This is a genomic window from Ruegeria sp. BHSA123 (assembly GCF_059613425.1).
On sequence record NZ_JBXWSL010000007.1, the window covers coordinates 1 to 26152 of the forward strand.

Below are 26152 nucleotides of genomic sequence, written 5' to 3' on the forward strand. Positions count from 1 at the left end.
CAACCTGCCGTAACTTTGAGACAATCTCTTCCGGCTTCGGTCGCTTGTTTGCCATTCTTGGTCCTCCGTTTCCTAAACATAGCGGTGGACCAGTTCAGATGGGGAGGCTCAGCGGATCAGCGCCGCGTTCGAGGAAACCGGCAAGGATGTCGCCACGTTGGAGCGGGGCATGTCCAGCGGTTTGCGCAAGGCGTTCGATGGTGTGGTTCTGGAGGGGATGAGCCTGTCGGGCGCGCTGGATGTGCTGAAGAACTCGCTGATCCAAACGGCTTATGCAGCCGCAATCAAGCCTGTGACGGATCACTTCGGTGGGTTGCTGGCAAACTCGGTCGGCGGGTTGGTGCAGGGTCTTCTGCCCTTTGCCGATGGCGGCAGTTTCAGCCAGCGCCGGGTGATGCCCTTTGCCAATGGCGGCGTGGTCAGCAGCCCGACGATGTTTCCAATGCGGGGCGGCACCGGGCTGATGGGCGAGGCCGGCCCCGAGGCGATCATGCCGCTGGCGCGCGGCGCGGACGGCAAGCTGGGCGTGCGCACGCAGGGCGGCGGGCGTTCGGTGAATGTGGTGATGAACATCACGACCCCGGATGTGCAGGGGTTCCGCCGCTCGCAGGGGCAGATTGCAGCACAGATGAGCCGTGCGTTGGGGCGCGGCAATCGCCACAGGTAAATCAAGGAGCAGGTGATGACTTTCCACGAGGTGAGATTTCCCGCCAGCCTGAGCTTTGGCTCGGTCGGGGGGCCCGAGCGACGCACGGATATCGTGACGCTGGCCAACGGGTTCGAAGAACGCAACACGCCCTGGGCCCATTCCCGGCGCAGGTATGATGCGGGGCTGGGGATGCGCTCGCTGGACGATATCGAGACGCTGATTTCGTTCTTCGAGGCGCGGCAGGGCCAGATGTATGGGTTTCGCTGGAAGGACTGGTCGGATTTCAAATCCGGCAAGGCCACGCTGGATGTCGATGTCGGAGATCAGGTTATCGCACGCGGCGACGGTGTGCGGACTGAGTTTCAGCTGATCAAGACCTATAGCTCGGGCGGGGTCAGCTATGCCCGCCCCATCGTCAAGCCGGTGCTGGGGACGGTGCGTCTGGGGCTGGATCAGGATGAGATCCGGGAGGGTGTGGAATTCGAGGTCGATCTGGCAACCGGCCGGATCACCTTTGCCGACCCGCCACCGGAAGAGGTGGATATCACCGCCAGGTTCGAATTCGATGTACCAGTACGGTTTGACACCGACAAGATCCATACCAGCGTCGCCAGTTTTCAGGCCGGAGAGGCGCCGAACGTTCCCGTGGTCGAGGTGCGTGTCTGATGGCTGTGGATGAACAGGGCCTGCACGCGCATCTGCAAAGCGGAATGACCACTGTGTGCCGGTGTTGGGCGATCAGACGCCGGGATGGTCAGGAATACGGGTTCACCGATCATGATCTGGAACTTGGCTTTGACGGATTGACGTTCAGGGCCAGCACCGGATTGACGGCGGCGGCCATCGAACAGGCCACCGGCCTGTCCATTGACAACACCGAAGCCATGGGCGCGCTGTCGGATGCGGCCATTCGCGAAGAGGATATCGAGGCGGGGCGGTTCGACGGGGCCGAGGTGCGCGCGTGGCTGGTCAACTGGGCCGACCCGGATCAGCGTATCCTTCAGTTCCGGGGCTCAATCGGGGAATTGCGGCGCGCAGGCGGCGCGTTTCACGCCGAGCTGCGTGGCCTGACCGATTTGCTGAACCGCCTGTTGGGGCGCGTGTATCAGAAACCCTGTACCGCCGTATTGGGAGACCGGACCTGTCGGTTCGACATGGATACGCCCGGCTATTGGATCGAGGGCGACGTCACCGGTTTCGATGGCGGAACCGTTCTGCTTGTGGCAGGCGGGGGAACCATCGATGACGGGTGGTTCGAGCGCGGCAGGGTCGACGTAGTGTCGGGAGCGGCGGAAGGGCTCTGGTCATCGATCAAGCACGACCGGCAGGTGGCGGAAGGGCGGCAAATCACGCTCTGGTCCGGTTTCGGGGAAAGCCTGGTGCCGGGTGACATGGTCAGGCTGCGGGCGGGGTGCGACAAACGCATGGAGACCTGCCGCCTGAAGTTCAACAACCTGCTGAACTTTCAGGGCTTTCCAGATCTTCCGGGCGAAGACTGGGTGATGGCCGTTCCCAAACAGAGCAAAGCCAACAGCGGAGGGAGCCTGAGGTGACGATACACAGGCAGGATATTGTCGCAGAAGCGCGCAGCTGGTTGGGGACGCCTTATGTGCATCAGGCCTCGACCAAGGGGGCGGGCACGGATTGTCTGGGCCTGCTGCGCGGCGTCTGGCGCGCCGTGATCGGGCAGGAGCCCGAGGCGGTTCCGGTCTACAGTCTGGACTGGTCCGAACCGCAGGGCGAGGAACGCATGTGGGCGGCGGCGCGGCGGCATCTGGTCGAAAAACCGGCCGCCGATTTCGCGGTCGCAGATGTGCTGCTGTTCCGGATGCGCGATGGCAGCGTGGCCAAACATCTTGGCATCGTCAGCGTCGCAGGCTCTGAGCCGAGGTTCATTCACGCCTATTCCGGTCATGGCGTCGTCGAGAACGCGCTGAGCGGGCCATGGCGTCGCAGGGTTGTTTCCTGTTTCGAATTCCCGTTGGAGGTGCTCTGATGGCTACTATTCTTCTTTCCGCAGCCGGGGCGGCGCTGGGCGGGTCAATCGGTGGCACCGTTGCGGGCCTGTCCACTGCGATCATAGGCCGGGCCATTGGCGCAACGGTCGGGCGGGTCATCGATCAGAGGTTCTTCAGCCAGTCCGTTATGGGCAGTGGCAGCGAAGTCGTCGAAACAGGCCGCATGGACCGGTTCAGGCTGACGGAAACCGGCGAGGGCGCGCCGGTGACCACTGTCTTTGGGCGTATGCGCGTTGGCGGTCAGGTCATCTGGGCGTCGGACTTTCTTGAGACCGAGACCCGGGAAACGCAGGGCGGCGGAGGCGGGGGTAAAGGCAAACCCAAGGCCCCCGAAGTGACCACCGTCAGCTACAGCTATTCGATTTCGCTGGCCATTGCCGTTGGTGCAGGCGAGATTGCCGATGTCGGGCGCATCTGGGCAGACGGGGAAGAACAGGACCGATCCGGGCTGAACATGCGCATCTATCACGGCACGCAGGATCAGTTGCCCGATCCCCTGATCGAAGCAATCGAAGGGGCGGGCACGGTACCAGCCTATCGCGGTACAGCCTATGTGGTGATCGAGGATTTCCAGCTTGCGAGTTTTGGCAACCGGGTGCCGCAGTTCTCGTTCGAGGTGGTGCGCCCCGCGCAGCGCGACATGCCTGATTACCCAAGCTCCTTGCCGCAAATCGTGCGCGGGGTGGCGATGATACCGGGCACGGGCGAGTATGCGCTGGCCCGTTCGCAGGTGAATTATACGCAATCCGGGTCAAGCTGGGCGGCCAATGTGCATTCTGCGTCCGGTGTATCGGATCTTGTGAGCTCGACCCGTGCGCTGGAGACCGAGCTGCCAAATTGCGATGCGGCCTCGTTGGTGGTTTCTTGGTTCGGTGACGATCTGAGATGCGGCACATGCAGGATCCGGCCCAAGGTCGAACAGAGCGACACGGACAGCCGCAACATGCCCTGGATCGTGTCGGATCAGGTCCGAAGCACGGCGGGCCAGGTCGCGCGGCAGGATGGTCGCCCGGTCTATGGCGGAACACCCGCAGACCCGGCGGTGGTCGAAGCGATCCGTCACCTCAACCAGTCGGGTAAGCGGGTCATGTTCTACCCGTTCATCCTGATGGAGCAATTGCAGGGAAACGGGCTGCCGGACCCCTGGTCGGAGGCCGCAAGCCAGCCCCATCTGCCTTGGCGGGGACGGATCACGCTGGATGTGGCACCGGGGCGCGCGGGGTCTGCTGATCAGACCGCTGCGGCGGACGCGCAGGTGGCCGCGTTCTTTGGGACAGCAAGTGCTGCGGATTTTACGATCAACGAAGGCTTTGACGACCCGGTAGGCTCGGGCGGCGGCAGTGGCTCGGGCCCGTTGCTTGGCGGGCGGCCGGATGATCGCGGGCTTGGCGATCTGCAATGGCTAAACGGTGGTGGCACGTTTGGCGGCTTGCTTGGCAATGGTCCCGTTCGGGCCACGAAAATCGTCAAATATTCTGGCCCGCAGGAATGGGGCCTGCGACGGTTCATTCTGCACTATGCCATGTTGTGCAAGGCGGCTGGTGGAGTGTCGTCCTTCTGTATCTCGTCCGAGATGCGTGGCCTGACCCAGATCCGCGGAGCCTCGGGCTTTCCCGCTGTTGCGCAACTGCGTGCGCTGGCGGCAGAGGTGCGCCAGATTCTGGGCCCGGACACCAAGATCGGCTATGCAGCGGATTGGAGCGAGTATTTCGGATACCAGCCCGACGGAAGCGGAGACAGGTATTTTCACCTCGACCCGTTATGGGCGGATGACAACATCGATTTCATTGGCATCGATAATTACATGCCGTTGTCTGACTGGCGCGATGGCGAAAATCACGTAGACGCCGCGGCAGGTGCGCCGTCGGTCTACGACCTGGGATATCTGCGCGGCAATATCGAGGGGGGCGAGGGGTATGACTGGTATTATGCCTCGCCGGAAGAGGCCGAGGCACAGATCAGAACGCCCATCGAAGATCAGGAGCATGATGAGCCATGGGTCTGGCGGTACAAGGACCTGCGCGGCTGGTGGTCAAATCTGCACCACGAGCGGATCGGTGGCGTTCGTCAACCCAATCCGACCGACTGGGTGCCCGGATCAAAGCCGATCTGGTTTACCGAGTTGGGATGTGCGGCAATCGACAAGGGCACGAACCAGCCGAACAAGTTTCTGGACCCGAAATCGTCTGAGTCGCTGCTGCCTGCATATTCAAACGGTCTGCGCGACGATTTCATTCAGGTCCAGTACCTTGCAGCGACACTTGGATATTGGAGCGACCCGGACGTCAACCCGGTGTCGCAAGTCTATGGCGGGCCAATGCTGGATTTGGCGAATGCCTATGTCTGGGCGTGGGATACCCGCCCGTTTCCGACCTTTCCCAATCTGCGAAGCCAATGGGATGATGGGGCGAACTATGACCGGGGGCATTGGCTGAACGGCCGGTCCGGCTCGCGGACGCTGGCCTCGGTCGTGACTGAGATATGCCACGCGGCAGGGGTGACGGATATCGATGTTTCCGGGCTTTATGGCGTGGTTCGGGGATATGTCATCGAAGATGTGACAAATGCGCGGTCGGCTTTGCAGCCGCTGATGCTGAGCTATGGGTTTGACGCGATCGAACGGAACGGCATCTTGCGCTTTCAGATGCGCGATGGCTATAGCGCGATTGCCCTGAATCCTGATCATCTGGCGATCAGCGGCGATCTGGATGGCACGGTTGAACACCGGCGTGAAGCCGAGGCCGAGATGACGGGCCGCGTGCGCCTGCGCTTTGTCCAGTCGGATGCGGATCACGATCTGGTTGCGGAAGAGGCGGTTCTGCCCGAGGACAGCACGCATTCGGTCTCGGTCAACGAGATGCCGCTGTCCATGACACGCACCGAAGGTCGGCAAACGGCTGAGCGCTGGTTGAGTGAGGCCCGTGTTTCCCGCGATACGGTGCGGTTTGCCTTGCCGCCATCGCTGCTGCATCTGGGCGCAGGTGATTTGGTGCGGTTGTCAGAAACCGAAAACAGCCCCCTTTACCGGATTGACCGTCTGGAATTGGCCGATCTGCAACTGGTCGAAGCGGTCCGGGTTGAACAAGGTGTGTACAAGGCATCGCACCTGCGCGACGACCCGGCGGTTGTCAGGCCCTATGCCGCGCCCGTTCCAGTGTTGCCGGTGTTTCTGGACCTGCCGATGATCACCGGGGCAGAGATCCCGCATGCACCTTATCTTGCGGTGACCGCTGATCCCTGGCCGGGGGCTGCAACGGTTTATTCCTCCTCAACCGATGAGGGGTACAGCCTGAGTGATGTGATCACCGGCCAGGCCATTGTGGGCGTGACCGAAACACCGCTGAGGCGCGCCAGCATCGGCGTCTGGGACGAGGGCCCGGCGGTGAAGGTGCGACTGTTGGCCGGTCAGCTGGAATCGCGCCCGCGCAGCGCGGTTTTGAACGGTGTCAATCTGGCGGCCATCGGCGACGGAACACCCGGCAACTGGGAGGTTTTCCAGTTCTCGGATGCCACGCTTGACTCCCCCGGCGTTTACGCCCTGTCCGGGCGGTTGAGGGGCCAGTTGGGGTCGGATGCCCTGATGCCGGATGTCTGGCCGGACGGGTCCCTTTTCGTGTTGCTGAACGACCAGGTGCAGCAGATCAACCTGTTGCGCAACGAGCGGGGGCTGGCCAAGCATTATCGCATCGGCCCGGCGACCCGTGGTTACGATGATCCGGCTTACCAGCATCTGATCGCCTCATTCGATGGCAATGGTTTGCGCCCGTATTCCCCGGTTCACCTTCGGGTGCGATCCGACGCAACCGGCGATCACCTGAGCTGGGTGCGGCGCGCCCGGTTGGATGGGGATGACTGGTCAGGGCTGGAGGTTCCACTGGGCGAGGAAAGCGAATCCTATCTTGTGCGTGTCGTTGCGGGGGGAACCCTTGTTCGTGAAGAGATGACATCCCTTCAGGGCTGGTCCTATTCGGCGGCGATGAAGGCGGCAGATGGTCTGACCGGGTCATATGAGGTCGGGATTGCGCAGGTGTCGGCCATTTACGGCCCCGGTGCGATGGCGCGTCTGGTTGTCGGATAAGCGGCCTGATGCGACCGGTTTTGCATGGTGATGTAAGTGCCGCGGCGCGCGCCTTGTTGGCGGCGCCGCCGACCGAGCGGACCCGCTTATGCGCCCGGATGATCCATGAAGCGGAACTGGCCGACAATCACCGCACGCGCACGGGTCGGCTGCATCCGGTTTACGGCAACGGATCGTTGATGGCGGTTGCGCGCAACAGGGTGCTGGCCGATGAGCCTGGGTTTGACGATTTGCAATATTGTCGGTGTTTTTCGACGGTTTTGCACCATCTTGCCGAGTTTCTGATCACCCGGTCGCGCAGCTGACACATTTGCTGGCGGCCAGATCCAGAGACAATCGTCCATCGGGAATACGGCCGCCACAATCCTCGCAATACCCGTACTCCCCCTCGTCCAGCCGCATAAGCGCGGCCTGAAGGCGGCGGGTTTCAACATTGCGATTCACCTGTTGCGCCTTTGCCATCGCCTGGTTTTGCAGCGCATCCATGCGGCTGAGCCGACCAACGGCCTGCTGATCCAGCTCAACAACGGCCTGAGCCTGCTGGCCTGATGCGGACAATTGATCCAGTTCGGCCAGACGCTCGCGAATTCGTGTTTCAAAATATGTGCGCTCGGACTCATTCATTTTCGTTGTATCGCGGATCACGGGTTTGCGTTTGGCCTTTTTGCCACTAAATGGCATTCTAGGCGCAGCAAAGGATCAAAAGCTATGTTTGAAAAACGCAGCCCTGTGACACCGGTCGATCCGGTCTGGAACCGTATCACATCCGAGGCCCAAGCAGCCGTCGAGACGGAGCCGCTTATGGGCGGGCTTGTACACGCCTGTATTCTGCATCACCGCAACCTTGAGCGTGCGCTGTCCTATCGGATCGCGGCCAAGCTGTGTTCGAACGAAATGTCGATGATGGTTCTGCGTGAGATCGTGGACGAGGCCTATGCAAACGATCCCGGATTGCTGGAAGCCGCCCGCGCCGATCTGATGGCGGTTTATGAGCGTGATCCGGCCTGCCATCGGTTGTTGCAGCCGATCCTGTATTTCAAGGGTTATCAGGCCATGCAGGCCTATCGCGTGGCGCATTGGCTGTGGCGCAAGGGGCGTTTTGATCTGGCCTATTTCTTCCAGATGCGATCGTCGGAGATATTCGGCATCGATATTCACCCGGCCGCGAGGATCGGCAAGGGGATCATGATCGACCACGCCCATTCCATCGTCATCGGTGAAACCGCCGTGGTCGGAGACAACGTTTCGATGCTGCATTCGGTGACGCTGGGCGGAACCGGCAAGGAGGAGGAAGACCGCCATCCCAAAATCGGAGATGGTGTTCTGATCGGGGCCGGGGCAAAGGTTCTGGGTAACATCAAGGTCGGCCATTGCAGCCGTATCGCCGCCGGTTCGGTGGTGTTGCAGGACGTTCCGCCGTGCAAGACCGTTGCCGGTATCCCGGCCAAGATCGTGGGCGAGGCCGGATGCGATCAGCCGTCGATCTCGATGGATCACATGCTGGGCAAAGATCAGTAGGTTGATTTGAAATAACAAAAAAGGCCGCCTCGATATTCGAGGCGGCCTTTTTTTTCGCGAGGTCGGTATGGCTTACGCCAGCATGACCATCGGGTTTTCCAGATTGTCGACAATGGCCTTGAGCAGCTCGGCCCCCAGCGCGCCGTCGATGACCCGGTGATCAACGGACATGGTGACAGACATCACCGTTGCCACGGTCAGCTCGCCATCATCCCCGACAACCGGTTTCTTGACGCCGGTGCCGACGGCCAGAATACCGGCATGGGGAGGGTTCACGATGGCGTCGAAATTGTCGATGCCGAACATGCCCAGGTTCGAGATGGCAAAGGTGCCGCCCTGATATTCATGCGGAGCCAGCTTGCGTTCGCGTGCGCGGGCGGCAAGGTCTTTCATCTCGGTCGAAAGGGCTGACAGGGATTTCATGTCAGCATCTTGCAGGACCGGCGTGAACAACCCGCCTTCGATTGCGACGGCAACTGCCACGTCTGACGGTTTCAGTTGCAGCACCCGGTCACCTGCCCAGACGGCATTACAAGCCGGAACCTGCTGCAACGCGTTGGCGACAGCCTTGATGATGAAGTCATTGACGCTTAGCTTGACGCCGCGGCCTTCCAACTGCTTGTTCAACTGACCACGGAATTTTAGCAGCGCATCGAGCTTGATATCGCGGCGCAGGTAGAAATGCGGGATGGTCTGTTTGGCCTCGCCCAGACGTGCGGCAATGGTTTTGCGCATACCGTCGAGCTTGATTTCCTCGTACCGGCGGCCTTCGTACATCCGCGCGACCATATCCGCCGATGGACCAGATGGAGCTGCTGGGGCAGCTGCGGGCGCGGCGGCGGCAGGAGCAGTGGCAGGAGCTGCTGCTGGAGCGGTAGCAGTTGCGCCTTCAACATCGACCTTGACGATGCGACCATGCGGGCCGGAGCCGGCAATCTGCGTCAGGTCGAGACCTTTTTGCGCAGCAATCCGGCGGGCCAGAGGCGAGGCAAAAATCCGACCACCATCAGCCTTGGCCGGAGCGGCCGGGGCAGGGGCGGCCGCCTCGGGTGCCGCTGGCGCGGCAGCCTCGTTGCCCGCGACGGCTGCGGGGGCAGCCGCCGTGGCTGCAGCCGGGGCCGTGCCAATGTCATCGGCGCTTTCGCCATCTTCCAGCAGAACCGCGATGGCGGTGTTGACCTTGACCCCTTCGGTCCCCTCGGGGATCAGGATCTTGCCGATGGTGCCTTCGTCAACGGCCTCGAACTCCATCGTGGCCTTGTCGGTTTCGATCTCGGCCAGCAGGTCACCGGAGGAGACGGTGTCGCCTTCCTTGACCAGCCATTTGGCGAGCGTGCCTTCCTCCATCGTCGGGGACAGGGCGGGCATCAGAATTTCTGTAGGCATCTGTCTGTCGCTCCTTACCGGTAGGTCACTTGTTTGACGGCGGCGATCACCTCATCGGTGGTGATCAGGGCCAGCTTTTCGAGATTGGCGGCATAGGGCATCGGAACGTCCTTGCCGGTGCAGTTGATGACCGGTGCGTCGAGGTAATCAAACGCCTCCTGCATCACGACCGAGCTGATGTAGCTACCGACAGATCCCTGCGGCCAGCCTTCTTCCACTGTCACCAGACGGTTGGTCTTCATCACCGAGTTGATGATGGCGCCAGTGTCCATCGGGCGGATGGTGCGCAGGTCGATCACTTCGGCGCTGATGCCGTCTTCGGCCAGCTTGTCGGCAGCTTCCAGCGCGTATTGCATGCCGATGCCAAAGCTGACGATGGTCACGTCCGAGCCCTCGCGCCAGATGCGGGCCTTGCCCAGCGGAATGGTCAGGTCATCCACCTGCGGCACTTCGAAGGAGCGGCCGTAGAGGATTTCGTTTTCCAGGAACACAACCGGGTTGGGATCGCGGATGGCCGATTTCAGCAGACCTTTGGCATCAGCGGCTGAATAGGGCATGACGACCTTCAGACCGGGGATCTGCATGTACCACGCGGCATAGTCCTGGCTGTGCTGTGCGGCCACGCGGGCCGCGGCCCCGTTGGGCCCCCGGAACACGATGGGGCAACCCATCTGACCACCGGACATATAGAGCGTTTTGGCCGCAGAGTTGATGATCTGGTCAATCGCCTGCATGGCGAAGTTGAAGGTCATGAATTCGACAATCGGTTTCAGACCGCCAAAGGCCGAACCCACCGCGATACCGGCAAACCCGTGTTCGGTGATCGGGGTGTCGATCACGCGTTTGGAGCCAAATTCATCCAGCAGACCTTGCGAGATTTTATAGGCCCCCTGATATTCAGCGACTTCCTCGCCCATCAGATAGACGTTTTCATCGCCGCGCATTTCCTCGGCCATTGCATCACGCAAGGCTTCGCGCACGGTTTCGGATTTCATTTCAGCATCCGCGGGCCAGTCGGGTGACAGGTCCACCGCTGGAGCCGCGGGGGCTGCTGCGGCAGGAGCCGGGGCCGGGGCTGCTGCGGGGGTGGCCTCGGGCGCCGCTGCCGCTGCGGGGGCTGCTGCGGGCAGGGCAGAGGCGTCTTCGCCTTCTTCGACCAGCACCGCGATGGGGGTGTTCACCTTGACCCCTTCGGTGCCCTCGGCGATCAGGATCTTGCCGACGATGCCTTCATCGACGGCTTCGAACTCCATCGTTGCCTTGTCGGTTTCAATCTCGGCCATGATGTCGCCCGAGGATACGGTGTCGCCTTCCTTGACCAGCCATTTGGCCAGCGTGCCCTCTTCCATCGTGGGGGAAAGGGCGGGCATGAGAATTTCGGTTGCCATGTCTTATTCGTCCTCTCAGGCGTAAATGTCAGTCCAGAGCTCTTCGACCGAAGGCTCGGGGCTTTCTTTCGAGAATTCGGCGGCCTGATTGACGATCTCCTTGATTTCCTTGTCGATCGCTTTCAGGTCATCCTCGGTCGCGTGCTTTCCGGTCAGCAGCAACTCGCGCACGTGTTCGATCGGGTCGCTTTGTTCGCGGACCTTCTGAACCTCTTCGCGGGTCCGGTACTTGGCCGGGTCGGACATCGAGTGGCCGCGATAGCGGTAGGTCTTGATTTCCAGGATATAGGGGCCTTTGCCCGCGCGGCAGTGCGCGACAGCCTTTTCGCCTGCTTCCTTGACCGCCAGCACATCCATGCCGTTGACGATCTCGCCCGGAATGCCGAACGCTTCGCCGCGATGGAAGATGTCTTTGGTCGAGGTCGAACGGGACTGAGCGGTGCCCATGGCGTATTGGTTGTTCTCGATCACGAAAATCACCGGCAAGCCCCAGATGGCCGCCATGTTGAAGGTCTCATACACCTGACCCTGGTTCGCGGCACCGTCCCCGAAATAGGTGAAGGTAACGCGGCCGTTTTCCTTGTACTTGTCAGCAAAAGCCAGCCCCGCGCCCAGCGGAACCTGCGCGCCGACGATACCATGCCCGCCGTAGAAATGCTTTTCTTTCGAGAACATGTGCATCGAGCCGCCCTTGCCCTTGGACAGGCCACCGATGCGCCCGGTCAGTTCGGCCATCACGCCGCCCGGATCCATGCCACAGGCCAGCATGTGACCGTGGTCGCGATACGAGGTGATGCGCTTGTCGCCTTCCTCTGCAGCGGCCTCAAGCCCGACAACAACGGCCTCTTGTCCGATATAAAGGTGGCAGAACCCGCCGATCAGGCCCATGCCATAAAGCTGACCGGCCTTTTCCTCGAATCGGCGGATCAGCAGCATCTCGCGGTAGTATGTCTGGAGTTCTTCCGCAGAAACATTTGGTTTCTTTGTGGTTTTTCGCGCAGCCATCGTGGCGATCTCCCCCTTTCGGACAGATAGTTTAGCGTTAAACTATCTCATAAAGCATTTGAGGCTTTCTGGCGAGGGGAAATGTGACGCAGCGTTCGGCACGGCGCATCCTGGCCGAAACGCCGGGCCTGAGTTGCCTTTTCTGAAAAGGGTCGTTGATCAGCGGATCACAATTTCGTCCGACCGGATCATGCCCAGAACCGAGCGCGCCTGCTGATCCAGCAGGTCCAGATCCAGATAGGTGTCGGACAGACGCCGTGTCAGGTTTTCCATCTCGGCGATTTCGACATTCAGTTTTTCCAGACTGCGTGACAGAGCGTCCCGTTCCGCCGCAATTTCGACCCGCCGAAACAGGCCGTAATCCCCCTGAACGGCGGCGAAGGTGAAATACACACCCAGCATGAAAGCCACCGAGAAGAAGAGAACTGCACCCAAACCGGGCCGATGGGAACGGGACACTCTGTTTACCGCCGTATGAAAACTTGCCTCAATAACGGGCTCTTTCCGAGCCTCTGATCGCACTATGTCACAGGCGATTCGGGTTGTGAATCCCCTGATTCGGTTTTTTCATCAGTATTTCGTGTGCGTCCCGGTTAAAGCTCAGCGCCAGGACTGAAGCTGCTGATTTCTTGCAAGCGTCTGCTCTTTCATACAGGTCCAGTAGAACATGGGCGCAGCGCTGCCGCCGCCGGACAGTTCCTTGTCGCAAGTGGCGTCCCGTGTCTTTAGCCACGCACGTTGTTCCGCCAGAAGGGCATCGCCGTTGCCACGCGCATCAGCGACCGGCTTGATCTGTTTCCATAACCGGTTGAGGTTGCGGTCAACGGCTTCCCATTGCTCCTTGGCACAGAAATTTGCGTCAAGCTGTGTCTGGCCACCGCAACTGGATTGTGCTGTTGCAGGCCACGGCATCGCGAGAAGGATGAGCAGGTATAATGACCTCATGACATAATCCCCCGTTCAAATAGGGGATAATACCATGAACCGTGACAAGCGGCCAAATGCGATCCGTGCTGCCTATTGTTCCAGCGCAGCGACACCGGGCAGGGTTTTGCCTTCCATCCATTCAAGGAATGCACCACCTGCGGTCGAGATATAGGTGAAATCCTTGGCCGCACCCGACGCGTTCAGCGCCGCAACCGTGTCACCGCCACCCGCGACCGAAATCAGCTGACCCGAACGGCTGAGGGCTGCGGCTTTCAGGGCCGCGGCATTGGTGGCCGCGTCGAACGGCTCCAGCTCGAACGCGCCCAGCGGGCCGTTCCAGATCAGGGTTTGGCTTTTGTCGAAAATCGTGGTAATCGCTGCGACGCTTTCAGGGCCCGCGTCCAGGATCATGCCATCCGCAGGGCATTGATCGGCGGGCAGAACCTTGTGGGGTGCGTTGGCCTCGAATTTTTCAGCCACCATAACATCACGCGGCAGGACGATCTGGCAGCCCGAGCTTTCGGCCTTGGCCAGAATTTCGGCGGCGGTGTCCTTCATTGCGGTTTCAGCCAGAGATTTGCCAACGCTGATGCCTTGGGCGACAAGGAATGTGTTCGCCATACCACCACCGATCACCAGATAATCGACCTTGTCGATCAGGTTACCCAGCAGTTCCAGCTTGGTCGAGACCTTGGCGCCGCCAACAACCGCCGTTACCGGGCGCTTGGGTGCACCCAGCGCGCTTTCCAGCGCCTGCAACTCGGCCTGCATCAGACGGCCCGCACAGGCCGGCAGCAGACGGGCGATAGCCTCGGTCGAGCTGTGGGCGCGGTGCGCGGCTGAAAACGCATCGTTGCAATAGACATCGCCCAGCTTGGCCATCCCAGCGGCCAGATCGGCGTCATTTTTGGTTTCGGCTGCGTGAAAGCGCGTGTTTTCGAGCAACAGGACCTGGCCGGGTTGCAAGGCACTGGCGGCCAGTTCCGCCTCGGCCCCGACGCAATCGGCAGCAAACAGAACCTTGGCGCCAAAAGCGCTTGCCAATGTCGGGACCAGTTGTTTCAGTGACAGGCTTTCACGCCGTTCGCCACCGGGACGGCCAAAATGAGCCAGAAGGATCGGTTTGCCGCCAGCGGCCAGAATATCGCGTACCGAAGGGACGATCCTTTGGATACGGGTGGCGTCGGTCACAACACCGTCAACCACGGGCACGTTGATATCCACACGCACCAGCACGCGTTTGCCGTTCAGGTCCATATCGTCCAGTGTTTTCCAGCCCATTGTGCGATCCTTGTCATTGGCAACCGATTTAGGCGGTTCTTTTCCTGCATTTTGCCCTCAGGTCAATGCGTCACTTGGCATTCGCACGCGTGCGTCATAGGTATTTGCGCAAGATAAACGACAGGAGGGCCTCATGGCCGAGATCAAAGACCCCGAAAACACAATCATCATCGAGCTGAAAGGCGGCAATGTCGTCATCGAGCTGCTGCCGGATGTAGCGCCTCTGCACAGTGCGCGGATGAAGGAACTGGCCCGTGGCGGTGAATATGACAACGTGGCGTTTCACCGTGTGATCGACGGTTTCATGGCGCAAACCGGCGACGTGCAGCATGGCGATATGGAAGACGGGTTCAACCTGCGCATGGCGGGCACCGGCGGTTCGTCGCTGCCGAATGTTCCGGCAGAGTTTTCCAAGCTGCCCCATGATCGCGGCACGCTGGGCGCGGCGCGCTCTCAGAACCCGGATTCGGCCAACTCGCAGTTCTTCATCAACTTCAAGGACAATCACTTCCTGAATGGTCAGTACACGGTCTATGGCCGGGTTATCGACGGGATGGAGCATGTGGACGCCATCGTACGCGGCGAGCCGCCTGCGAGCCCGGACCGCATGATCAGCGTCAAGGTGGCCGCAGATGCATAAACTGGCTGCGGCTTTTGCCTTGCTGGCAAGCCCGGCGCTGGCCAGCGGTTTGCAGATTGAGGTCGAAGGGGAAGGGGCCAATGGCACAATCTCGATCGACCTGTTCGAAGATGTGGCACCCCAGCATGTGGAACAGATCACCGCGCTGGCTGCTGACGGTCAGTACGATGGCGTCGTGTTTCACCGCGTGATCGATGGCTTCATGGCGCAGACCGGCGACGTGCAATACGGCAACTCGGGCGCGGACGGATTCGACATGCGTTATGCCGGGCGCGGCGGGTCTGATCGCGCGGACCTGCCGGCCGAGTTCTCGGACGTGAGTTTTGACAGGGGTGTGGTCGGCATGGCCCGGTCCAGCGATCCGGATTCGGCCAACTCGCAGTTCTTCATCATGTTCGCCCCCGGCCCGTTTCTGGACGGCCAGTATACCGTGGTTGGTCAGGTGACCGACGGTATGGATGTGGTCGACGCGATCAAGCGGGGCGAAGGTCAGAATGGTGCGATCATCGGTGCACCGGATATGATGAAAAAAGTCACCGTTACCGAATAAGATGATTTAGCCCGGCTCAAGCGCCGGGCTTTTTCTTTGGCCTATTGGTCGATGAAATCACGGATGGCACGGGTATAGTCAACTGGATCCTGAAAAGATGCGAAGTGACTGACATCTTCCAGAACAAGCAATTTGGCTTCGGGGATCACGTCAGCAATTGCTTGTGAATGCGCCATCAGAATGGCCTCGTCATGTGCGCTTTGAACCACGAGTGTCGGGACGGTGATCGATGACAGCGCCCCGAGCCCACCGGGTTTTTCGGTGCCCCACATGGCGGCAACCCCACCGAGAAATGCCTCGAACCCGTCAGGAGTGGGGGACATGGCCGCATAATCTTGGGCCATCATGCCCACGTAAGTGCCAAACACCTCGTTGGTTTCCACCGAAGGATCGATCCCGTCCAGCGTGACATTGCCTGCATGGGCAAAGTGACTGGCCAGCCGATCCGGGTTGGTGGTCGAGATTGAATACCCGATATTTGCCCCATCGGACCAGCCGACCAGATGCACCTGATCGACCCCCAGGTGATCCAGAAGCGCCAGATAATCCTGCGACAACAACGCGTAAGAATAAGGGCTGCCATCGTTTGTGGATCGTCCATGCCCGCGCGTATCCGCCACAATCACCCTGTGGTCCTGCGACAGGTCGGCAACCTGCGCAGCCCAGACATCGGCATGGGCAAGCCCGCCGTGGATCATCAGAACCGGGGTGCCGCCCGCATCGCCATACGTGGCGTAATACATGTCGATGCCGTTGATCTCTGCCGTGCCCGCTTCGGTGGCGGCGGGCATCTGGGGGGCTTGCGGGATGCTCAGCCATTTGTCTTCGGCCCAGCCTGCCGTCGCAGCGCAGCTTAGGAAAAGTGCTATGGAAAATGTCTTCATGGTATCCTCCCGTTGAATTAAAGGCTGTGACCAAGCCAGGTTGGGCGGAAGGATACCGTGTTTTTCAGAAAACGGGATAACTACCTTTCCCGCGCGGATCAGTCATCCGAGGACATTGCTTTCCATATCAAAGCGCCGATTGCGCCGCCAATCAGGGGGGCCACCCAGAACAGCCAGAGCTGAGCCAGAGCCGGGCCGTCGGCAAACAGGGCAACGCCGGTTGAGCGCGCCGGGTTGACGGAGGTATTCGTCACCGGGATTGAGATCAGGTGGATCAGGGTCAGCGCCAGACCGATGGCAATCGGAGCGAACCCGGCGGGTGCCTTTTCAGACGTCGCGCCCAGAATGATCAGAATGAAGAAAGCGGTCATCACGATTTCGATGATCAAAGCCGACATCAACGAATATCCCTGTGGTGAGGCCTCACCATACCCGTTTGACGCGAACCCTCCGACACCTGCGAAATCGGGTGCCCCGCTGACGATCAGGTACAGAACCACTGCGGCGGCAATTGCGCCAATGACCTGTGCAACCCAATAAGGCAGAAGGTCTTTGGCCGGAAACCGCCCTCCAATCATCAGGCCCAAACTGACGGCCGGGTTGAAATGCCCGCCCGAGATTGGGCCAACCGTGTAAGCCATCGTCAAAACGGTAAGGCCAAAGGCAAAGGAAACACCAAGCCAACCGATGCCCACATCGGCCACGCCTGCCGCCAGAACAGCACTGCCGCAGCCCCCCAGAACCAACCAGAACGTGCCGAAGAACTCGGCAAGTAGTTTCGATGACATAGAAAATCCTCCGCCCAATAATGAGGTTAACCGTAATTCAAGAATTAGCTTATGTTAAATTGTTGCGAACGGGGAATTTTTTTCGACGCTACCGCAATCTGGTCAGAACTGACCCCTGTGCCATTGAGCGGGATCAAGATGAAAAAGCTTTGACAGCTGTTCATAGATTGCCGGGTCAGAGGAACTCAGCGCATGTGGTCGTTCAAAGAACACCTCGACCGAAACGGCAAAGAATTCTTCGTGCCCTTCCGCGCCATAGGGATCGATCACTGTGGGTTTCCCACTTTCCACGGCGTGAACATGTGCCTTGTAACCGTTCAGAAAGGCGGTTTCCCACTCGCCAAAGCTTTGGTCATTGCTGAGCACGGGAACACCATTGGTTGCGCCCGAGAGGTCATCAAGCTGGTGCGCGAACTCGTGAAAGACGACGTTCCGACCATCGTGATCATTCAGGGCACCGCGCTGGCTATGGGCCCAGGACAGGATCACGGGGCCGCGGTTCCAGCTTTCCCCGCTGCGGATGATTTCCTGTTCGGTGACGACATAGCCACTGTGGCGGCGCTGTTTTGATTTGAAGGCACCGGGGTAAACCAGAATGGTCGTCAGGTTGTCGTACCACTGGTCTGTATTCACCACGAGCAGACAGGCTTGCGCGGCAATCGACACCTGCATATCTTCGGTGACGTCCAGCCCGTCGCAGCCGACGAAATCGACCTGATCAAGAAACAGGTTTATCTTTCCTTCCAGCGCCCCGCGCAAGTCTTTGGGCAGCTTCTGGATAATCGGCACCTGAGCGTTCACAATATCGCGCTGGTGCTGGGACAGCGACTTGGCCAGCAAGGTCAGGCGGGTTTGTCGTTTCGACCAGAAGTGAAAGGCCGCAGCGCCAGCGATCAGCGCGACAACCGTCAGAAAAAGCAACATGGATCGACTGTAGCGCGATCAGAAAGGGACGAAAACGGGAATCCCGGATCATCCGGACACTCAAAAGAAATGACGCCACGGGTTTCCCCACGGCGCCCTGACATGAAGTGCAGTCTGCTTACTGTTTGACTTCTGCCGCCGGGTTCGATCCGGCTTTGGCGCTGCGGCCGGGGTTCAGGGGATCGTCCTGACGCTGAACCGAGCCTTCGAAATGCGCGCCGCTTTCAATGGCGATGGTCTTGTGGATGATGTCGCCTTCGACACGGGCGGTCGAGGTCAGGCGAACCTTGAGGCCACGTACGCGGCCAACGATGCGACCGTTGATCACAACGTCATCTGCGGTGACTTCGCCCTTGATCGTTGCCGATTCACCAATGGTCAGCAAATGGGCGCGGATGTCGCCTTCGACAGTGCCTTCCACCTGAATGTCACCGCTGGTCTTGATGTTGCCGGTGATGTGCAGATCCGAGGACAGAACCGAGGCCGGCGGCTTGGGTTTGGGTGCCATTGCAGGTTTCGCGTCAGCCGGAGCAGGAGCCGCTGGGGTCGCCGGAGCGGCAGGTTTGGCCGCCTCAGGTGCTTTGGGTGCGGGCTCGTTGATTTTGCTTTTAGAAAACATTTTTCGCAGCCTTGATGTAAGTCATTGGGTTTACGGGATTTCCGTTCACGCGCACCTCGTAGTGCAGATGCGTGCCGGTGGACCGTCCGGTGTTACCCATATCAGCAATATGATCCCCGCGCGAGACCCTTTGGCCGACCTTTACGTTGATCTTGGTGTTATGAGCATAAAGTGTCTCAATTCCGAACGCGTGCTTGATTTTCACAAGGCGTCCGAAGCCTGATTGCCAACCGGCATGCGTGACCACGCCATCAGCGGTCGCAAAGATATCGGTGCCCGTTGCTGCAGCAAAATCCGTGCCGTTGTGCATCCGGCTACCGCCGGTTTTTGGGTCGCGGCGGCGACCATATCCGCTGGTAAAGCGAAACGCGCTTTTGACCGGGCTGGCAAAGGGGGCCTTTTCCGCTGCAATCCGGTACAGGTTCAGCTGATCCATCTGGCGCAGCAACGTGTTCGCGCGCACTTCTTCGGGCGAAAGCTCGTCTTCTTCGCCGCGTGTGCTAAGGGATAAAGGGGTCAGCGGACCGCCCATACCGCTATATCCGCGCCGGACCTCTTCGATGATGCGATCTGTTGGCATTCCGGCCTCTCGGAACATCTTGTCCAGAGGTTCGACCGAAATGACCATCGCCTCTTCCAGCTGGCGGAAAATCTCGTCGCTGCGTTCCTGCATCAGACGGATTTCCAGTTCCAGATCGTCCCGCTGTTCCAGCGCGTCCAGGGCGTTGGTGGCGATCAGGTCGCGTTCTTTGGCGGTCCGCGCCAAGGCGTCGGTCATAAAGGCCATCTGTACCGGGGCGCTGGAAACCGCGGCATACATATCGGAGCCGCTGGTGTCCTGTTTCAATTGGGCCAGCTCTGAGCGCGCCTCTTCGCGCTGTTTCATCGTGGTGCGCAATGTCGTCTGGATGACTTCGATACCTGTCTCAAGCTCGCGGCGACGGTTTTCCGAGGCCAGCAGTTCCGACTGCATCGCGGAAATCTGGTCCAGCGCGGCATTGAACCGGTCCTGAGCGGCCAGCGCCTCATGCGCACGGGCATCGCGTTCTGCCGACAAAGTGTTCAGGCGTTCCTGATAGATGGCCTGATCGCGCTTTGCCTGTTCCCGGAAATTCCCGGCCCCGATGCTGTCCATCAGCAGTATGGCTGTCGCAACCGCTGTCCACCCGACCATGACGGCAACTCCGGCCACTGCGACGACCTGAGTTTCCGAACTGAGCCGGATAAATTTCGTGTCTGTGTCGGATTTCAGAAAGACCCGGCGTTCCGGGAAATGTCTCTCAAGCAGTGAGTGCAGTTTTATTGCCAGACGTGTTCGCACGCGTCCCACCTTTCATCCCCAAGATCGGAACCGGTCGTGAGTGCCTGCCGTCCCTTGGGCCGATTGCATAAAGCGGCAGCGGCGTTCGGGCAAGTTTGTTGACCAATCAGGTGCAAATGGCGCTGAAATCCCGCAAAGATCGGCGAGATTTTGCCGAAAATAACGCAAAAGTGTCAGTTCGAGAGGTCTCCGGGCGCAGGCAGGTCTTCGGTCAGGGGCCAGTAGAAATCGGGGGGCAACCCGGCCTCGGCCCGTTTTTCTTCGTTGAAGGGGGGCTTGAGAACACCGTGGAAGTACCGCCGGACCAGCGCGTGAAACACATCCTTGGGGTCGGCGTTTTCCCGGCCACACAGGAAGTGGAACCATTTTGAGCCGTAAGCGACGTGGCCGACCTCTTCGGCATAGATCACTTCGAGCGCGGCGATGGCCTGTTCGGCCTTGGCCTTGCGGAATATCTCGATCATGCCGGGCGTCACGTCCAGCCCGCGCGCCTCAAGCACCATGGGTACAACGGCCAGCCGACCCACCAGATCTTCGGCAGTATCTTCGGCGGCGCGCCACATTCCGGCATGGGCGGGCAGGGCGCCGTAGTGGCTGCCCATCTGTTCCAGACAATCGCAAACCATCTCGAAATGGCGCGATTCCTCTTCGGCGCATTTCACCCAGTCATCGTAGAACCCGATGGGCATGGGTACATGGCCAAAACGCGCGATGATGTCCCAGTGCAGATCGACGGCGTTCAGCTCGATATGGGCAACCGCGTGCAGCAGGGCAATGCGCCCGGCTTCGGTACCCGGTTTCCGTTTGGGTACCTCACGCGGGGACAACAGCTCGGGCTTGTCCGGGCGCGCGGGGGACAGGGGCGGTGATGCGGTGCCGATCTCGATCGGCTCACCCTCGGCCGTGCGGGAGGTAAACCACGCGGCGGCATGGGCTTTGGACAGGGCGGTTTTGGCCCGCCCGTCCGCTGTTGTCAGAACCTCTGTCGCCATCTGTGTCAGTGTTTTGGGCACCGGGTTGCTCCGCCTTTGGCATGTCAGCGCGGGTGATAGACCGGATGGCGCGGCAGGTCGAGGGGGGCTTAGAGCGCCTTCACCGCTTCCAGCACCTCATCCACATGGTCGGGCACCTTGACCTTGCGCCAGACCTTGGCAATGCGTCCCTCGCTATCAATGACAAAGGTCGATCGCTCGATCCCCATCGATTTCCGGCCATACATGTTCTTTTCAACCCATACGCCATAGTCCTCGCAGACGGTCGAGCCTTCGTCCGACAAGAGCGGAGTGGTCAGCCCGTGTTTGGCGACAAACTTGTCATGCTTGGCGACGCTGTCCCGCGAAATGCCGAAAACGTGAGCCCCTGCCTCGGTAAACGCCTGAAGCTGCTCTGAGAAACCGATGGATTCCTTGGTGCAGCCCGGCGTATCATCACGGGGATAGAAGAACAAAACCACGGTGCCACCGCGCAACGCCGAAAGCGTCACCTCGCCACCGCCGTCGCGCGGCAAAGTGAAGTCGGGGGCGATGTCTGAAACGTCGGGCATTGGAAACTCCGCTAAAGGTTTTTAAAGGCTGCCCTTCATCATAGGGCAACGCGTGCGGGTTGGAAGGCGTGGATAGCAAATTGAAGCAGCACGAAGACGACGAAGCAAAACCGGGCAAGCCCGTGCGCCGTCGGTCGCGCCGCCGCACCGCTGGTCTGTGGGCTATGCGTGGGGCCATCGTGCTGGTGCTTCTGGCGATGTTTACCGGTTTCATGGTCGTGGGACAGAGAATGCACGCGCCGGTCTGGCTGCGCGATAGGGTCGAAGCCCGGCTGGAACGGGCGCTGGGCGGGCTGCAAATCCGGTTTGGAGACGTCAGTTTCATCATTCACGAAGGCTGGCGACCCCGTCTGCGGCTGACCGATGTTGCCATCAGTGACGCGGCGGGCCGGCAGATTGCGCAGGTATCCGATATGCGCGCCAGCCTGGCCATGCGCCCCTTGCTGCGCGGTCAGGTCCGGCCCAAGCGCATCATTCTGAGTGGCGCGCAGATCGCCATGACCCGCGATCAGGACGGGGCGCTGACCCTGACCGTGGGATCGGGCAGCGCGCCGGTTCAGGAAGCGCCGGACCTTGCACAGCTGATCGAGACCTCGGACGAGGTCTTTCAATCTCCGATACTGTCGGCGCTGACCTCGGTCGAACTTGATGCGATTACGCTGGATTACCGCGACCTGCGGCAGGGGCGGTCGTGGGTTCTGGACGGTGGGCATATTCAGGCGAACCGCAGTGATAACGAAGTGCGGCTTGCAACCGGGTTTTCGGTTCTGTCGGGGCGTGACTATGTCAGCAGTATCGAGGCCAACTATACCAGCGTACTGGGCACGCCTGCCGCCAGCTTTGGCATCTCGGTCACCGATCTTCCGGCCGAGGATATAGCAGGCCAAAGCCCGGCCCTTGCCTGGTTGCAGGTTCTGCGCGCACCGATTTCAGGGGCTTTGCGGGGCAGTGTCGATGAAAACGGGGCAACAGGAACCGTGTTCGCAACCCTCAATCTGGGGGCCGGGGCGGTGCAGCCCAACCCGGAAACACGCCCTGTCCCGTTCGAATCTGCCCGTACATATTTCACCTATGACCCGAACGCCCAGATGCTGGACTTCAATGAGGTGTCGGTGGTGTCGGCCTGGGGCACAGTTCAGGCCGATGGAAAGGCGTTTCTGCAAGGGGCTGAAGATGGTGTGCTGGACAGTCTGGAGACACAGTTGCGCTTGTCCGGGATCAATGTGAACCCGGCGAACCTGTTCCCGGAGCCGATTCAGCTGTCGCGCGCCAGCCTGGATTTCAAGATGGCGTTCAACCCGTTCCAGTTGCGCCTTGGCCAGATGACCATCGAGGATCCGGGCCACACCGTGCGCGCCTTTGGTGTTTTGCACGGACGTGCAGATGGCTGGGCTGTGGCGCTGGATGCCCATCTGGATCAGATGAGCTCGGACAATGTTCTGAGCTACTGGCCGGAGCGTCTGGCACCCAAGCCACGGGAATGGGTGACGGAAAATCTCTATCGGGGGGTTTTGTCGGACATGGATTTTGCCCTGCGTCTGGAACCCGGTTCCAAACCGGATCTGTATCTTGATTTTGGGTTCGAGCAGGCCAAAGTTCGCTTTGCCAAGACGCTGCCGCCGATCGAAGATGCACAGGGTCAGGCCAGTCTGATCGACAGCCGGTTTACGGTCACCGCGCAGCAGGGGATGGTGGTCGCCGATGACGGGGGGAGTGTGGATGCGGCGGGGACGTCCTTCATCATACCTGACACGGATATCAAGAAATCCGCACCCGGCATCGCCCGTATTCAGGCAAAGGGCAGCGTGACTTCTGCGTTGTCGCTGCTGGACCGGCCGCCGCTGGAATTGCTGAGCAAGGCGGGGTTGCCCGTTGAAGTTGCCAAAGGCACGGTTGCATTGACCGGAACGCTGTCCTTGCCGTTGATAAAAGAGCTGAAGTTTCAGGATACCGAATTTCACTTCAACGGAACGCTGGCCAATCTGTCCAGTGACCGTCTGGTGCCGGGATTTTCCATAAGTGCCCCGATGCTGGATATTTCCGGCAATCAGTCGGGCGTCCAGATTCAGGGACTGGGTCAGTTCGGCGATGTTCCGCTTGAGGCGCTTTGGCAGCAGCCCATTGACGGCGAAACCGAACAGCGCAGCACCTTCACCGGCCAGATCGAACTGTCCCCGCGTCTGATGGATGAGATCAAGGCTGGCCTGCCGCCGGGGATGCTGACGGGCAAAGGGGTTGCTGATATTACGCTGGGTCTGGGCGCTGGGGCGCCTCCGAAACTGTCTGTTGTTTCGGACCTTCAGGGCGTGGCGCTTTCCATCCCTGAACTCGGTTGGCGCAAAGACGTAAACACCACAGGATCACTGACTGCGGACGCGACGTTGGGCGCGCAGCTGAAAGTGGACGACCTGCGGATCAATGCAGCGGGACTGCGCACAAACGCATCCATTTCCTTTCACGAAAACGGTGAATATGACCGTGTCCAGTTCAGCTCGTTCGATCTGGGGGACTGGCTTGCGGTTCCGGCGGAACTGATCGGGCGGGGAGCCGCTGTCCCGGATATCCGCGTCCTTGGCGGTGTGCTGAACATGGGGTCTGCAAACTTCGGCGAAAGCGGCGGATCGGGCGGCGGCGGTGCCCCTGGGCCGAAACTGGACGTGGCACTGGACCGTCTTCAGGTTACCGAAACTGTTGCACTGACAGGTTTCCGGGGGGCGTTCCAGACAACCGGCGGCGTAAATGGCACCTTCACAGCGCGGGTGAACGGCGGTGCGGCTGTTGCCGGTCAAGTGACCCCACGGGGAAATCGAAGCGCCGTTGACCTGACGTCGAAAGACGCGGGGGCCGTTTTGCGATCGGCCGGGGTTCTGACACAGGCGCGTGGCGGTGATCTGGACCTCAAGCTTGAACCGGTGGCTGAGCCCGGCAGTTACGACGTCATCCTGAAAATCGTTAATACCCGGATCACCGATGCCCCGGCCATGGCCGCGATCCTGAACGCGATCAGCCTTGTTGGTCTGCTGGACGAGATGGCCGGGCAGGGGATCTTCTTTTCGGCGATTGACAGCCGCATGAGGATATCGCCCACCGACATCAAAGTGCTGAGTGGCAGCGCTGTTGGCCCGTCAATGGGGCTTTCGTTTGATGGAACAATCGACACCGTGAACAGCCTGCTGAACCTGCGGGGGGCGATTTCACCGATTTACCTTCTCAATGCCGTTGGCAGCGTGTTTACCCGCAAGGGCGAAGGTGTCATCGGATTCAACTACACGCTGACCGGGCCGATATCCTCGCCCAAAGTCGCGGTGAACCCTCTGTCCGGTCTGGCGCCCTTGTTTTTGCGTGATCTGTTGCGTCAGCCTGCGCCAAAGGTCTCGGACGGCCCCAATGCTGCGCCGGTGGAACCTGACGAGCCGAAACCGACATTTGGCTCTCCTCCCAGTGACCGCTGACGGGATATGGCCGAATCTTTTGCGGGGTTGTAAGGCGCGGTCATGAAGCTCAGCGATTTTGATTTCGACCTGCCCGACGACCTGATTGCCACGCGGCCTGCCAGCCCGCGATCCTCTGCGCGCCTTCTTGTGGTGCGGGGGGGTGCCACAGTGGACAGCCACGTGTTCGACCTGCCCGATTTCCTGCGGCCGGGCGACCGGCTGGTGCTGAACGACACGCGCGTTATCCCGGCGCGCCTGAACGGGCGGCGCCACAGAAGCAGCGCGCAAGGCCCGGTTTCCGCCGGGGTCGAGGCCACTCTGCTGGACCCGCAGGCCGATGGCACCTGGTCTGCGCTGATCAAGCCATTGAAGAAAGTGAAGCCGGGGGAAGAGATCGTGTTTTCGGCCGATCTGAGCGCGACGCTGGATCGGGTGGAAGACGGGCAGGCCTACTTGCGCTTCAATCTCAGTGGTCAGGATTTCGACAAGGCGCTGGATCAGGCCGGTGCGATGCCGCTGCCGCCCTATATCGCCGCCAAACGTCCGGCGGACGAGCAGGACAAGACGGATTATCAGACCATCTGGGCCCGCAGGTCCGGTGCGGTGGCAGCCCCGACCGCCTCGTTGCATTTTGACGATGCCCTGATGCAGGCTTTGTCGAAACGGGGTGTCGCCGTCACACATGTGACCCTGCATGTTGGCGCCGGAACCTTCCTGCCGGTCAAGGTCGAGGATGTGACAACCCACAAGATGCACGCCGAATGGGGGCAGGTCAGCGCCGAGGCTGTTGCCGAGATACAGGCGACAAAAGCTGCGGGCGGGCGTGTCATCCCGGTGGGCACCACCGCCTTGCGCCTGATCGAAAGTGCTGCGCGTTCGGGCACGATCGAACCGTGGGAAGGTGACACCGATATCTTCATCTATCCCGGTTTCCGGTTTCACGTGACCGATGCGCTGATGACAAATTTTCATCTGCCGAAATCCACGTTGTTGATGCTGGTTTCGGCGTTGATGGGTCAGGACCGGATGCGCGAGGTTTACGCCCATGCCATCGCGCAGAAATACCGGTTCTTTTCTTATGGCGATGCGTCGCTTTTGATCCCCGGATAGGCGCGCATACGGCATCACCGACAGGGAATGTCGTAGACAAGCGCGATGGAAGCGGTCTTTGATCGCAGAACAAAACTCAAACCAGCTTG

At 60.4% G+C, this 26152-nt stretch carries 23 protein-coding genes and 3 pseudogenes; 12 read left to right on the forward strand and 14 right to left on the reverse strand.

Features of this window, described 5'->3' with window-relative positions:
- Positions 1-97: 97 nt before the first annotated feature.
- From AC2FNC_RS05425 to AC2FNC_RS05455, 7 genes and pseudogenes are all read left to right on the forward strand, one after another.
- A pseudogene (locus AC2FNC_RS05425) lies at positions 98-667 on the forward strand (RcGTA-type gene transfer agent tail tape measure protein); the annotation flags it as partial.
- A 15-nt stretch (positions 668-682) separates the two neighbouring features.
- The gene (locus AC2FNC_RS05430; RefSeq protein ID WP_496714775.1) at positions 683-1315 is read left to right on the forward strand and encodes a phage distal tail protein, Rcc01695 family; all 633 of its coding nucleotides are present in this window, start codon (positions 683-685) and stop codon (positions 1313-1315) included.
- Positions 1315-2202, forward strand: a complete 888-nt coding sequence (locus tag AC2FNC_RS05435; protein WP_496714776.1) for a phage/gene transfer agent baseplate hub protein — start codon at positions 1315-1317, stop codon at positions 2200-2202. Before AC2FNC_RS05430 ends, AC2FNC_RS05435 begins: the two co-directional genes overlap by 1 nt.
- Positions 2199-2645 (forward strand): C40 family peptidase, encoded by a 447-nt coding sequence (locus tag AC2FNC_RS05440; RefSeq protein WP_480485302.1) that lies wholly within the window; start codon positions 2199-2201, stop codon positions 2643-2645. Before AC2FNC_RS05435 ends, AC2FNC_RS05440 begins: the two co-directional genes overlap by 4 nt.
- Positions 2645-3976, forward strand: a pseudogene (locus AC2FNC_RS05445) (baseplate multidomain protein megatron); the annotation flags it as partial. The gene AC2FNC_RS05440 and the pseudogene AC2FNC_RS05445, both read left to right, overlap by 1 nt.
- A gap of 153 nt (positions 3977-4129) precedes the next feature.
- A pseudogene (locus tag AC2FNC_RS05450) lies at positions 4130-6745 on the forward strand (baseplate multidomain protein megatron); the annotation flags it as partial.
- A gap of 8 nt (positions 6746-6753) precedes the next feature.
- Complete coding sequence (locus tag AC2FNC_RS05455) at positions 6754-7050, forward strand: DUF7742 family protein (RefSeq protein ID WP_480473365.1); 297 nt, start codon at positions 6754-6756, stop codon at positions 7048-7050.
- Here the strand turns inward: AC2FNC_RS05455 and AC2FNC_RS05460 are convergent.
- Positions 7031-7369: a TraR/DksA family transcriptional regulator gene (locus AC2FNC_RS05460; protein ID WP_496714777.1), complete on the reverse strand. Its 339-nt coding sequence runs from the start codon at positions 7367-7369 to the stop codon at positions 7031-7033. The two genes, AC2FNC_RS05455 and AC2FNC_RS05460, sit on opposite strands and share 20 nt — an antisense overlap.
- Before the next feature lie 84 nt (positions 7370-7453).
- Between AC2FNC_RS05460 and cysE the strand changes: the two genes are divergently transcribed.
- Positions 7454-8263, forward strand: coding sequence for a serine O-acetyltransferase (gene cysE / locus AC2FNC_RS05465; RefSeq protein WP_496714778.1), 810 nt, complete (start codon positions 7454-7456; stop codon positions 8261-8263).
- Between the two features lie 72 nt (positions 8264-8335).
- On the opposite strand, the gene AC2FNC_RS05470 is transcribed toward cysE, so the two are convergent.
- The 6 genes from AC2FNC_RS05470 to AC2FNC_RS05495 form a co-directional block, all read right to left on the reverse strand.
- Positions 8336-9649, reverse strand: coding sequence for a pyruvate dehydrogenase complex dihydrolipoamide acetyltransferase (locus AC2FNC_RS05470; RefSeq protein WP_496714779.1), 1314 nt, complete (start codon positions 9647-9649; stop codon positions 8336-8338).
- A 14-nt stretch (positions 9650-9663) separates the two neighbouring features.
- A complete protein-coding gene (locus AC2FNC_RS05475; protein WP_480553772.1) occupies positions 9664-11037 on the reverse strand; it encodes a pyruvate dehydrogenase complex E1 component subunit beta in 1374 nt (457 codons plus the stop codon).
- 15 nt (positions 11038-11052) lie between these two features.
- Positions 11053-12042, reverse strand: coding sequence for a pyruvate dehydrogenase (acetyl-transferring) E1 component subunit alpha (gene pdhA, locus AC2FNC_RS05480; RefSeq protein WP_209503593.1), 990 nt, complete (start codon positions 12040-12042; stop codon positions 11053-11055).
- Positions 12043-12201: 159 nt separating this feature from the next.
- Positions 12202-12501, reverse strand: a complete 300-nt coding sequence (locus tag AC2FNC_RS05485) for an FtsB family cell division protein (protein WP_209503595.1) — start codon at positions 12499-12501, stop codon at positions 12202-12204.
- Positions 12502-12642: 141 nt separating this feature from the next.
- Positions 12643-12987, reverse strand: coding sequence for a lysozyme inhibitor LprI family protein (locus AC2FNC_RS05490; protein WP_480553771.1), 345 nt, complete (start codon positions 12985-12987; stop codon positions 12643-12645).
- A 72-nt stretch (positions 12988-13059) separates the two neighbouring features.
- Positions 13060-14250: a phosphoglycerate kinase gene (locus AC2FNC_RS05495; RefSeq protein WP_496714780.1), complete on the reverse strand. Its 1191-nt coding sequence runs from the start codon at positions 14248-14250 to the stop codon at positions 13060-13062.
- 133 nt (positions 14251-14383) lie between these two features.
- Between AC2FNC_RS05495 and AC2FNC_RS05500 the strand changes: the two genes are divergently transcribed.
- Entirely contained in the window at positions 14384-14890 is a 507-nt protein-coding gene (locus tag AC2FNC_RS05500) for a peptidylprolyl isomerase (protein ID WP_209503601.1), read from the forward strand.
- Entirely contained in the window at positions 14883-15440 is a 558-nt protein-coding gene (locus tag AC2FNC_RS05505) for a peptidylprolyl isomerase (RefSeq protein ID WP_480504760.1), read from the forward strand. Before AC2FNC_RS05500 ends, AC2FNC_RS05505 begins: the two co-directional genes overlap by 8 nt.
- Positions 15441-15481: 41 nt before the next feature.
- Here the strand turns inward: AC2FNC_RS05505 and AC2FNC_RS05510 are convergent, their stop codons facing one another.
- From AC2FNC_RS05510 to AC2FNC_RS05540, 7 genes are all read right to left on the reverse strand, one after another.
- Positions 15482-16324 (reverse strand): alpha/beta fold hydrolase, encoded by an 843-nt coding sequence (locus tag AC2FNC_RS05510; protein ID WP_480553769.1) that lies wholly within the window; start codon positions 16322-16324, stop codon positions 15482-15484.
- Positions 16325-16422: 98 nt separating this feature from the next.
- Positions 16423-17112, reverse strand: coding sequence for an aquaporin Z (aqpZ, locus tag AC2FNC_RS05515; RefSeq protein ID WP_496714781.1), 690 nt, complete (start codon positions 17110-17112; stop codon positions 16423-16425).
- 102 nt (positions 17113-17214) lie between these two features.
- Positions 17215-18036: a M90 family metallopeptidase gene (locus AC2FNC_RS05520; RefSeq protein ID WP_496714782.1), complete on the reverse strand. Its 822-nt coding sequence runs from the start codon at positions 18034-18036 to the stop codon at positions 17215-17217.
- 118 nt (positions 18037-18154) lie between these two features.
- Entirely contained in the window at positions 18155-18655 is a 501-nt protein-coding gene (locus AC2FNC_RS05525; RefSeq protein ID WP_209596778.1) for a bactofilin family protein, read from the reverse strand.
- Positions 18645-19976, reverse strand: coding sequence for a DUF5930 domain-containing protein (locus tag AC2FNC_RS05530; protein ID WP_480492992.1), 1332 nt, complete (start codon positions 19974-19976; stop codon positions 18645-18647). The genes AC2FNC_RS05525 and AC2FNC_RS05530 overlap by 11 nt, the downstream gene beginning before the upstream one ends.
- Before the next feature lie 173 nt (positions 19977-20149).
- Positions 20150-20968 (reverse strand): ferritin-like domain-containing protein, encoded by an 819-nt coding sequence (locus tag AC2FNC_RS05535; protein ID WP_496714823.1) that lies wholly within the window; start codon positions 20966-20968, stop codon positions 20150-20152.
- An 89-nt stretch (positions 20969-21057) separates the two neighbouring features.
- Positions 21058-21519 (reverse strand): peroxiredoxin, encoded by a 462-nt coding sequence (locus AC2FNC_RS05540; protein ID WP_480492993.1) that lies wholly within the window; start codon positions 21517-21519, stop codon positions 21058-21060.
- Positions 21520-21599: 80 nt separating this feature from the next.
- Here AC2FNC_RS05540 and AC2FNC_RS05545 point away from each other — a divergent pair, with 80 nt between their 5' ends.
- Together AC2FNC_RS05545 and queA are read left to right on the forward strand one after the other, a co-directional pair.
- Positions 21600-24971, forward strand: coding sequence for a YhdP family protein (locus tag AC2FNC_RS05545; RefSeq protein WP_496714783.1), 3372 nt, complete (start codon positions 21600-21602; stop codon positions 24969-24971).
- 42 nt (positions 24972-25013) lie between these two features.
- A complete protein-coding gene (gene queA / locus AC2FNC_RS05550; RefSeq protein ID WP_496714784.1) occupies positions 25014-26063 on the forward strand; it encodes a tRNA preQ1(34) S-adenosylmethionine ribosyltransferase-isomerase QueA in 1050 nt (349 codons plus the stop codon).
- Positions 26064-26152 lie beyond the last annotated feature (89 nt).

What these genes read in the sequence shown, in the direction of transcription:
- cysE (WP_496714778.1), top strand. Translation starts at nt 7,454, where the DNA reads ATGTTTGAAAAACGCAGCCCTGTGACACCGGTCGATCCGGTCTGGAAC.
- AC2FNC_RS05430 (WP_496714775.1), top strand. Translation starts at nt 683, where the DNA reads ATGACTTTCCACGAGGTGAGATTTCCCGCCAGCCTGAGCTTTGGCTCG.
- AC2FNC_RS05495 (WP_496714780.1), bottom strand. Translation starts at nt 14,250, where the DNA reads ATGGGCTGGAAAACACTGGACGATATGGACCTGAACGGCAAACGCGTG.
- AC2FNC_RS05505 (WP_480504760.1), top strand. Translation starts at nt 14,883, where the DNA reads ATGCATAAACTGGCTGCGGCTTTTGCCTTGCTGGCAAGCCCGGCGCTG.
- aqpZ (WP_496714781.1), bottom strand. Translation starts at nt 17,112, where the DNA reads ATGTCATCGAAACTACTTGCCGAGTTCTTCGGCACGTTCTGGTTGGTT.
- AC2FNC_RS05460 (WP_496714777.1), bottom strand. Translation starts at nt 7,369, where the DNA reads ATGAATGAGTCCGAGCGCACATATTTTGAAACACGAATTCGCGAGCGT.
- AC2FNC_RS05435 (WP_496714776.1), top strand. Translation starts at nt 1,315, where the DNA reads ATGGCTGTGGATGAACAGGGCCTGCACGCGCATCTGCAAAGCGGAATG.
- AC2FNC_RS05525 (WP_209596778.1), bottom strand. Translation starts at nt 18,655, where the DNA reads ATGTTTTCTAAAAGCAAAATCAACGAGCCCGCACCCAAAGCACCTGAG.
- AC2FNC_RS05540 (WP_480492993.1), bottom strand. Translation starts at nt 21,519, where the DNA reads ATGCCCGACGTTTCAGACATCGCCCCCGACTTCACTTTGCCGCGCGAC.
- AC2FNC_RS05475 (WP_480553772.1), bottom strand. Translation starts at nt 11,037, where the DNA reads ATGGCAACCGAAATTCTCATGCCCGCCCTTTCCCCCACGATGGAAGAG.
- AC2FNC_RS05535 (WP_496714823.1), bottom strand. Translation starts at nt 20,968, where the DNA reads ATGGCGACAGAGGTTCTGACAACAGCGGACGGGCGGGCCAAAACCGCC.
- AC2FNC_RS05500 (WP_209503601.1), top strand. Translation starts at nt 14,384, where the DNA reads ATGGCCGAGATCAAAGACCCCGAAAACACAATCATCATCGAGCTGAAA.
- AC2FNC_RS05455 (WP_480473365.1), top strand. Translation starts at nt 6,754, where the DNA reads ATGCGACCGGTTTTGCATGGTGATGTAAGTGCCGCGGCGCGCGCCTTG.
- AC2FNC_RS05470 (WP_496714779.1), bottom strand. Translation starts at nt 9,649, where the DNA reads ATGCCTACAGAAATTCTGATGCCCGCCCTGTCCCCGACGATGGAGGAA.
- AC2FNC_RS05490 (WP_480553771.1), bottom strand. Translation starts at nt 12,987, where the DNA reads ATGAGGTCATTATACCTGCTCATCCTTCTCGCGATGCCGTGGCCTGCA.
- AC2FNC_RS05520 (WP_496714782.1), bottom strand. Translation starts at nt 18,036, where the DNA reads ATGTTGCTTTTTCTGACGGTTGTCGCGCTGATCGCTGGCGCTGCGGCC.
- queA (WP_496714784.1), top strand. Translation starts at nt 25,014, where the DNA reads ATGAAGCTCAGCGATTTTGATTTCGACCTGCCCGACGACCTGATTGCC.
- AC2FNC_RS05510 (WP_480553769.1), bottom strand. Translation starts at nt 16,324, where the DNA reads ATGAAGACATTTTCCATAGCACTTTTCCTAAGCTGCGCTGCGACGGCA.
- pdhA (WP_209503593.1), bottom strand. Translation starts at nt 12,042, where the DNA reads ATGGCTGCGCGAAAAACCACAAAGAAACCAAATGTTTCTGCGGAAGAA.